The following is a 6856-nucleotide window of genomic DNA, read 5'->3' as shown; positions in this document are numbered from 1 at the left end:
AGTCCTCCTTGACCGACAGGTCATGTTGCTTCGTCGGCCTGAACTGGGAACAGGCCCGTCACGACTATCTGCAACCATTACGAGTGGTCCCCTTTGCCTGACAAGGCTCGGGATCTCCCCACTCCCCCTTCATATCCCGTGAAGGTGTACTGCCCGATTCTCGTTGTTACCGGCCCTCCCGTACCGACGCATTGTGATGGTCAGAGGGAGGTGCCAAGCCCAGTCTCGGCGACAGGGCACTGATCTGAGCATATATCTGAAATGGATGATTGGTAGCCGGTCGCGCAGGACAAAAATGCCGCCGCCGATGATCTGTTTGATATGACAGGGAAAGTGCGCCAGAAACAGCACGGCCTCCCGAAGGAGGCCGTGTGGCAAACGCAGTTGGCGGGGAGGATTACATCCAGTCAGCGTTGCGGATCACCCCGACAGCCAGTCCTTCGATGGTGAGCTGCTGGCAAGAGAGATCCACCTCAATGGGGGAGAGCTCTTCATTCTCCGGCAGCAGCCATACCTGACTGCCCTTGCGCTGGAAGCGCTTGACGGTGACATCCTCATCGAGACGGGCGACCACCACCTGACCGTTGCGCACCTCCTGGGTCTTGTGCACCGCCAGCAGATCGCCATCCAGAATGCCGATGTTCTTCATGCTCATCCCCTGTACCCGCAGCAGAAAATCTGCGCGTGGATGGAACAGGGCGGGATCCACCTGGTAGTGGCTCTCGATATGCTCCTGAGCCAGGATGGGTTCACCGGCAGCGACCTTGCCGATGAGCGGCAGGCCGCTCTCTTCCAGCACCTCTTCCTCTTCGAGCAACAGGCGAATGCCGCGGGACGTGCCCGGCATGATCTCGATGACCCCTTTTTTGGCCAGGGCCTTCAGATGTTCTTCGGCCGCATTGGCCGACTTGAAACCAAGCTTCTGGGCAATCTCGGCACGAGTCGGCGGCATACCGGTCTTGCTCATGTTCACCTTGATCAGCTCCAGCACTTCGGCCTGGCGGGGGGTAAGGGGTTTCATAGAATTGGCACCTGTCTTTTTATACAGCACACTGGCAGTATATACAGTGCAGTGGCCAAGGCAAGGCGCAGCTCACATTTGTCGCAACCAACCCCTCATTTACTGCTGTTTTGATCCTGCGCAGCCGACTCATCGTACCTCTCGGCGACAAGGGGCTGTCGATTTGCTATGCTCACGCCGCATTTTTTTGGAGAGCAGACGCACATGTCCCTAGGACAGAAGATTTCCAGAGCCATCTTGCAATGGCCGGTCAGCGGCTTGGTCAATCACAAGAGCCTGCCGGAAAATCCCATCACAGAACTCAATCTGGATCCGGCCAGACCCATCGTCTATGCCCTGAAAACCAGTTCGATCACCGACCTGATGACCTTGCAGCAGTGCTGCGAGGATCTCGGTCTGCCCGGTCCCTTCACGCCGCTGGAACTTAACGGCCAGCTGCTGCCGCGCTATGTCTGTCTGGATCGTCCGCCTCCCCTGTTTGGCAAACGCAGCAAACCGCTCCCCTTCCTGCAGGAGTTCCACCAGCTGCTGGATCTGCACAAGCAGGATCCCGAGCTGGATATCCAGGTGGTGCCCGTCACCCTGTTCTGGGGCCGCGCTCCGGGTCGGGAAGGGGAAGAAGCCTCCGGCCTCAACATCATCAGCAGCCTGGCGCCGAACCGGCTGAAGAAGGCACTTATCGTGATCCTCAAGGGCCGCGAGAATCTGGTGCGCTTCTCGCCGCCGCTCTCCCTGCGCTACATGGCGGACAAACACGGCACCGACGAGGCGATCGCCCACAAGCTGGCGCGAGTGGCCCGTACCCACTTCAGCCGCCAGCAGCTGGCCGCCACCGGCCCGAAACTGCCGAACCGCAACCTGCTGTTCAAGCAGTTGCTCGACTCCGCGGTGATCCAGCAGGCGATTGAAGAGGAGGCCCAGCGTGAGGGGATCAGCCTCGAGAAGGCGCAAAAGCGCGCCCATGGCTACATGGACGAGATCGCCTCCAACTTCTCTTACCGGCTGATCCGCCTGGGCGAGAGCTTCCTCGGCTGGCTGTGGAACAAGCTCTACCGCGGTTTGTCGGTCAATGGCGCCGAGAAGGTGCGCCAACTGGCGCAGGAAGGACACGAGATCGTCTACGTTCCCTGCCACCGCAGCCACATGGACTACCTGCTGCTCTCCTACGTCATCTACCACCAGGGGATGGTGCCGCCCCATATCGCGGCAGGCATCAACCTCAACTTCTGGCCGGCGGGCCCCATCTTCCGCCACGGCGGCGCCTTCTTCATTCGCCGCACCTTCAAGGGCAACCCGCTCTACAGCACGGTATTCCGGGAATACCTCAACCTGCTGTTTGCCAAGGGTTACTCGGTAGAGTTCTTCACCGAGGGTGGCCGCTCCCGTACCGGCCGTCTGCTGCCGCCCAAGACCGGCATGCTGGCGATGACCCTGCAGGCAATGATGCGCGGGCTGGACAGGCCGGTCACTCTGGTGCCGGTCTATCTGGGTTACGAGCACGTGATGGAGGTGAACACCTACCACAACGAGCTCAAGGGGAGTCGCAAGGAGAAGGAGAGCTTCCTGCAGGTGCTCGGCATCCTGCGCAAGCTGCGCAACTACGGCCGTGGTTTCGTCAACTTCGGCGAGCCGCTGACCCTCAACAGCTACCTGAGCGAACATATCCCCGACTGGAAAAAGCACATCGGGGAAGAGGAGCGTCCGGAGTGGATGGCGGGCACCGTCAACAATCTGGCCGAACTGCTGATGACCCGCATCAACGGCGCTGCCGCGGTCAACGGCCTGACCCTGAGTGCGCTGGCGCTGCTGGCCGCCGAGCGCCACGCCCTGACCCGCGACGAGTTGCAGGCCCAGCTCAACACCTATCTGGATCTGCTCAAGGCGGTGCCCTACAGCCCGCAGAGCACCATTCCGGATGAGGATGCCAAGACCCTGCTGGATCAGGCGATGGAGCTCAACAAGTTCGAGGTGAGCGAGGACAAGCTGGGGCAGATCATCAGTCTCGACCGCTATCAGGCGATCCTGCTGACCTACTACCGCAACAACATCCTCCACCTGTTCGCCATGCCCTCTCTGGTGGCAGCATTGATCGAACGGTGCGAAGGGATCTCCCGCAGCGAGATCATGGCCCGTTGCATCGACATCTATCCGCTGCTCAAGACCGAGCTGTTCCTGCGTTATGAAGAGGAGGAGCTGCCGGCGCTGGTCGACAGCCTGCTCGACGCGCTGCAGACCCAGCAACTGATCGAGACCCGCGATGACGGCTACTGGGTCAATCCGGCCAACCAGATGCGCCTGCTGCTGCTGGCGGAGAGCATTCAGGAGACCCTGCAACGCTACGCCATCGTGCTGACCCGGGTGCTGGCCCAGCCTCATATCGAGGCGGAGCAGCTCGAGGCGGACGGCCTGATGATGGCAGAGCGCCTCGGCACCCTGCACGGCATCAACGCCCCCGAGTTCTTCGACCAGAAGCTGTTCAGCACCCTGATCCACACACTGCGCAAGGAGGGCTACCTCTCTCCCGAGTGCAAGCCGGATCTCGGCCGCTTCCAGGCGCTGGCCGACAACATAGTGCCGCTGCTGAGCAACAAGATCCGCCGTACAATTCAGGCGGGCAACCAGCTCTAGTCTGCAACGCAAACAAAGAAGGCCGCATGATGCGGCCTTCTTTTTTATCGGAGTCTGCGCGGGAACATGTCACGCCAGCAGGTAATCGAGCACCAGACCGGCAAACACCAGCGCCCCCACATAGTTGTTGTTGAGAAACGCCTGGAAGCAGGCTTCCCGCTGCCGCTCGCGAATAAGCCGCTGCTGATAGACAAACAGCACCGCCGCCCCCAGCAATCCCCAGTAATACCAGCCCCCCAGCGTCATCAGCTGCCCGACCGCCAGCAGCAGCAGCAGCGTCGAGAGTTGCAATGCGCCGATGATCCGTTTGTCGTAACGACCAAACAGGATGGCGCTGGATTTGAGGCCGATCTTGAGGTCGTCATCCCGATCCACCATGGCGTACTGGGTGTCGTAAGCCACCGTCCAGAGCAGATTGGCAAAGAAGAGCAACCAGGCCACCAGCGGCAGGGCATCCGCCTGCGCAGCATAGGCCATCGGGATCGACCAGGAGAAGGCCATCCCGAGCACCAGCTGGGGATTCGAGATAAAGCGCTTCATGAAGGGGTAACTCACCGCCAGCAGCAGGGCGACAAACGACAGACCGATGGTGAGCGGATTCATGGTCAGCACCAGACCAAACGAGATAAGCGCCAGCACGAAGAAGAGAGCCAGCACCTCCCACGGTTTGACTCTGCCCGTGGGCAAGGGGCGACCAGCGGTGCGTTTGACATGGCCGTCGAAGTTGCGATCCGCATAGTCGTTGATCACGCACCCTGCCGAGCGCATCAGAAAGACGCCGACCACAAACACGGTCAGCACCCAGAGATTGGGCAGGCCACCAGCGGCCAGCCAGAGCGCCCACAGGGTTGGCCACAGCAGCAGCAGAGTACCTATGGGTTTGTCGACGCGGGCCAACTGCATATAGGCAAGTCCCCGCTCCTTGGTTAACAGATTCACTCCAGCTCCTTGTCACAGACGAGAGAGGGCAGAAACAGCTCGTGCACCAGCAGTGGCCACTGCCCCAGAAACAGACGGGAACGACGCCCCCAGACAGTGGCGGCCGGGCAACGGGGATTGGCGGCAATATCGAAACGGGCCAGTTGCAGATGATCGCGGCGGGCAGGCTCATGGCCAAATACCCGCTCACCCAGCGGCTGCTCGCCAAGCTCGGCAATGCCGCTCCCTTGCAATGCGTCATCGGCAAACAGGGTCCAGCCCAGCACGGCGGGCCCACGATCCCCGTGCAGGATCACCTCGCGGCAGGTGCCGGCCGGCGAGGCCGAATCCACCAGCCACTGCTCATCGGCAGTAAGGGCGACCGGGTGATTGCCCAGCCACTCCACCGAAAAGTGGCGATTGTGCTGACGCAGCCGCCGGGTCATGGAGCCGGGCTCCAGCAGCCAGGGGCGCAAGCTGGCAGGCAATTCACAACATTCGGGAGCGAGCCACCCGCTTAACGGCGTGAGGGGAACAGTCAACTCGGACTTCACAGCTTCACCATCCAGAGATTTCCGTGTTCAGGTTAAAATCCGGTTTATTATCCGTAAATCAATAGCGAAATGTAAGAACATCCGTGCTTGACGGCCCCGATGGCAACATCAAAAATGGGTTATCTCTTGCTGATGAGCCATCTATATGAAGATCTTCAAAATTCTGCTGGTGTTGTTACTGAGCTGTGGCGCCCTGCAGCAGCAAGCTCTGGCTGAAGATGAGCCGCCCGCCGAGGGCGCAGAGGGGGCTGCCAAGCCTGGTTTCTCCTACCACGCGCTCGATCCCGACATCATCACCAACTACCTGAGTGATAGCAAAACCCTCGGTTATATCCGGGTCACGGTAGAGCTGATGGCGGAAAACGAGGCCGATCTCAAGCTGCTGGAGCAGCATGACCCGCTGATCCGCGATGCCATCATCCGCCTGATTGGCAGCAAAAATGCCGATCAAGTGAAGTCCCTGACCAACCGAGAAGAGCTGCGCAAGGAGTGCGAGACAACCGTCAACGAACTGCTGGTGAAAGAGACCGGCAAGAAAGCGGTGCGCGAGCTTATCTTCACCAAGTTCCTCTACCAGTAATCCCTCCCGAAACAATCGCTTATTGGCATATCGGCCAATAAGCGAGCTTTGTCGGTTTATTCGAAATGAAAATCGATTACAATACGGCCGTCAAGTCGTAGAGGTAGTCGTTATGGGCAGCAAAACCCTGTGTGAATGGCGCCGCCACGAGATCCCCACCGATCTCAAGGCGTTGCGCAAGATAGTCCGCAAACCCAAGTTTGTCTGCAGCAAGTGCGCCCGCAGTGCCAATGACAAGGGTTACCTCTGCCAGCCGCTGCGTTTGAAAGAGGAGTAACACCCCTCCCTGTCAGGGCGTTATTGATCGGTCCACCCCTGACGCCCCTGTTCGAACAATCTGCGTGCCTGGGTATCATTCGGGCAAACGCCGCGATACTCCTCGCCTGAGCGGCCAGCCAGATAGAGATGCTCGGGGCGGCAATACCATGCCAATCCCTTCTGATGTCCCTGCTTCCACAGTTCGGCATCCACCTTCTTGCCACACTGGCCCTGATGGAACTCGATCCGCTCGGTGGTGAAGCCCAGCTTGCCATCCGCCTCCCCAACCTCACTCCATACCTTCTCGCAGGGATCATCGTTGGAGACACAGCCACCCAGCAGGGCAGCCAACAATATGATGAAGAGTCGCATAGTCATCCTTGAGCGTCATTTGGGCAGTTCATTCTACCCAGCGCCCCGCCCCTGACCAAGGGCGAACACTCAGCCATGTGAGCGCGGCAAAAAAATCAGGCGGGCCCAAAGCCCGCCTGTTCATTCAATGCCGTGGTTCACTGGTCATCGAAAGTGTCATCATCCTGCCAGCTTTCATCTTCCCACTGATCCAGCTCTTCTTCCCAGGAATCCGGCTCCCAATCATCATCAGAGGAGTCGTAATCCGGCTTGTGTCCACCCATCTTCACTCTCCTTGGATAGTTCACCCGCACTCCAATTTTATCCGGAATTGTCGGGCTCGCCAGTCAGAGAGAGTTCAAAGTTTGACCAGAGTGCGACCGGCGATCTGGCCTTGCGTAATGGCCTCGGCGGCCTCCACTACCTGCTCCAGCCCAATCTCGGTAACCGCCTGTTCAAAGAAGCTGGCGGGAAGATCCCGTGCCAGTCGCTGCCATGCCAGTTGACGACGTTCAAACGGGCACATCACCGAATCGACCCCCTGCA

The 6856-nt window shown here is 59.6% G+C and carries 8 protein-coding genes and 1 pseudogene; 3 read left to right on the top strand and 6 right to left on the bottom strand.

All coding sequences use genetic code 11. From position 1 onward, the window contains the following. Positions 1-397 precede the first annotated feature (397 nt). Positions 398-1021 (bottom strand): transcriptional repressor LexA, encoded by a 624-nt coding sequence (gene lexA, locus AACS18_RS06815; protein ID WP_108613989.1) that lies wholly within the window; start codon positions 1019-1021, stop codon positions 398-400. 204 nt (positions 1022-1225) lie between these two features. Here lexA and plsB point away from each other — a divergent pair, with 204 nt between their 5' ends. Beyond that, entirely contained in the window at positions 1226-3649 is a 2424-nt protein-coding gene (plsB, locus tag AACS18_RS06810) for a glycerol-3-phosphate 1-O-acyltransferase PlsB (protein ID WP_019446525.1), read from the top strand. A gap of 69 nt (positions 3650-3718) precedes the next feature. Here plsB and ubiA read toward each other — a convergent pair whose 3' ends face one another. Together ubiA and AACS18_RS06800 are read right to left on the bottom strand one after the other, a co-directional pair. Continuing rightward, positions 3719-4588, bottom strand: coding sequence for a 4-hydroxybenzoate octaprenyltransferase (gene ubiA, locus AACS18_RS06805; protein WP_005339536.1), 870 nt, complete (start codon positions 4586-4588; stop codon positions 3719-3721). Continuing rightward, positions 4585-5121 (bottom strand): chorismate--pyruvate lyase family protein, encoded by a 537-nt coding sequence (locus AACS18_RS06800; protein WP_005339534.1) that lies wholly within the window; start codon positions 5119-5121, stop codon positions 4585-4587. The genes ubiA and AACS18_RS06800 overlap by 4 nt, the downstream gene beginning before the upstream one ends. A gap of 145 nt (positions 5122-5266) precedes the next feature. Here AACS18_RS06800 and AACS18_RS06795 point away from each other — a divergent pair, with 145 nt between their 5' ends. Together AACS18_RS06795 and AACS18_RS06790 are read left to right on the top strand one after the other, a co-directional pair. Continuing rightward, the gene (locus AACS18_RS06795) at positions 5267-5701 is read left to right on the top strand and encodes a flagellar basal body-associated protein FliL (protein ID WP_005339527.1); all 435 of its coding nucleotides are present in this window, start codon (positions 5267-5269) and stop codon (positions 5699-5701) included. Between the two features lie 112 nt (positions 5702-5813). Further along, positions 5814-5978: a hypothetical protein gene (locus AACS18_RS06790; protein WP_005339525.1), complete on the top strand. Its 165-nt coding sequence runs from the start codon at positions 5814-5816 to the stop codon at positions 5976-5978. A gap of 20 nt (positions 5979-5998) precedes the next feature. On the opposite strand, the gene AACS18_RS06785 is transcribed toward AACS18_RS06790, so the two are convergent. The 3 genes and pseudogenes from AACS18_RS06785 to AACS18_RS23205 form a co-directional block, all read right to left on the bottom strand. Continuing rightward, positions 5999-6331, bottom strand: a complete 333-nt coding sequence (locus tag AACS18_RS06785) for a DUF2799 domain-containing protein (RefSeq protein WP_064335097.1) — start codon at positions 6329-6331, stop codon at positions 5999-6001. A gap of 137 nt (positions 6332-6468) precedes the next feature. Then, the gene (locus AACS18_RS06780) at positions 6469-6594 is read right to left on the bottom strand and encodes a hypothetical protein (RefSeq protein WP_005339521.1); all 126 of its coding nucleotides are present in this window, start codon (positions 6592-6594) and stop codon (positions 6469-6471) included. 74 nt (positions 6595-6668) lie between these two features. Further along, positions 6669-6856, bottom strand: a pseudogene (locus AACS18_RS23205) (oxidoreductase); the annotation flags it as partial.

This window comes from Aeromonas sp. HMWF015 (assembly GCF_963878965.1).
GTDB lineage: Bacteria > Pseudomonadota > Gammaproteobacteria > Enterobacterales > Aeromonadaceae > Aeromonas > Aeromonas veronii.
This window is presented reverse-complemented; position numbering and strand designations above follow the sequence as displayed.

What these genes read in the sequence shown, in the direction of transcription:
- plsB (WP_019446525.1), top strand. Translation starts at nt 1,226, where the DNA reads ATGTCCCTAGGACAGAAGATTTCCAGAGCCATCTTGCAATGGCCGGTC.
- lexA (WP_108613989.1), bottom strand. Translation starts at nt 1,021, where the DNA reads ATGAAACCCCTTACCCCCCGCCAGGCCGAAGTGCTGGAGCTGATCAAG.
- AACS18_RS06790 (WP_005339525.1), top strand. Translation starts at nt 5,814, where the DNA reads ATGGGCAGCAAAACCCTGTGTGAATGGCGCCGCCACGAGATCCCCACC.
- AACS18_RS06785 (WP_064335097.1), bottom strand. Translation starts at nt 6,331, where the DNA reads ATGCGACTCTTCATCATATTGTTGGCTGCCCTGCTGGGTGGCTGTGTC.
- AACS18_RS06780 (WP_005339521.1), bottom strand. Translation starts at nt 6,594, where the DNA reads ATGGGTGGACACAAGCCGGATTACGACTCCTCTGATGATGATTGGGAG.
- AACS18_RS06795 (WP_005339527.1), top strand. Translation starts at nt 5,267, where the DNA reads ATGAAGATCTTCAAAATTCTGCTGGTGTTGTTACTGAGCTGTGGCGCC.